Raw genomic sequence first — 317 nt, 5'->3', positions numbered from 1 at the left:
CGGCGGTGTGGGCAAGGCCTTCACCATTTTCAGCATATCGCCAGGGTCTTTGCTGAACGCCCGAATGTTGTCGAGATTGTCCAGCATCGGCAGGGCGATGCCCGTGACAGAATCAAACGCGCTGACTTGCGGAAAGCCCACCTTGCCGCGAAACACGGGGATGCCCAGCGATGGAATCAGCAGACCCACCAGATAACGCGGGTCGTGGCGCTTGATGCTCAAACCGACACTGGCCACCGCAATACCCACCCCAATCACTTGCCCGGCCCTCGCCACCGGCGACAGGGACTTGTTGGATTCGGTGTCGAAAAAGATGC

General features: G+C 59.6%; 1 pseudogene. It reads right to left on the bottom strand.

Annotated features, from left to right (window positions below):
• Nucleotides 1–317: pseudogene (locus QN399_RS26280) on the bottom strand (DUF2235 domain-containing protein); the annotation flags it as partial.

Source organism: Pseudomonas sp. 10C3 (genome assembly GCF_036346185.1).
Taxonomy (GTDB): domain Bacteria; phylum Pseudomonadota; class Gammaproteobacteria; order Pseudomonadales; family Pseudomonadaceae; genus Aquipseudomonas.
Note: the sequence above shows the minus strand (reverse complement) of the source record. Positions and strands in the feature narration are given on the sequence as shown.